Source organism: Amycolatopsis nivea, from assembly GCF_004522235.1.
Lineage (GTDB): Bacteria > Actinomycetota > Actinomycetes > Mycobacteriales > Pseudonocardiaceae > Amycolatopsis > Amycolatopsis nivea.
Map to the genome: position 1 here is coordinate 1 of NZ_SDLT01000122.1, position 461 is coordinate 461.

Below are 461 nucleotides of genomic sequence, written 5' to 3' on the forward strand. Positions count from 1 at the left end.
GCGCGGCCGCGGTGCTGTGTTTCGGCGGTGACCGTGTCGAATCCGGTGTTGGTGAACACGGCCTGGTAGCGGTAGGCGGGGAACAGTTCGCCGGTCGCGTCGCGGGTGTCTCGGGCGGTGACGCGGACGCGGCGGACGATGAGGCGGGCGGTGATGAACTGGCCGTTGCGGGTGGGGTTGGTGAACGCGGTGTAGGGGACTTCCGCGATCTCGGCGGCGTGGGCCCATTGTCCGGTGTCGGCGTCGTGGACCGGGCGGCCGTAGGCGATGTGCTGCCATGCGTTCTCGCCGATGGCGGCGATCGCGGCGCGGACCGAGGGGTTTTGCGGCGCGGTGACGGAGAACCGGGCTCCCTCGGCGAGGATCGCGGCGAGGATTTCCCCGTGGTAGAAACCGGAATCCAGCCGGGCCACCAGGGTTGCGGTCGCGCCGCAGGCGCGGGCGGCGGCGAGGTTGGCGCG

At 71.8% G+C, this 461-nt stretch carries 1 pseudogene; it reads right to left on the reverse strand.

The features are described from left to right. Positions 1-461 (reverse strand): annotated as a pseudogene (locus EIZ44_RS44500) (IS1380 family transposase); the annotation flags it as partial.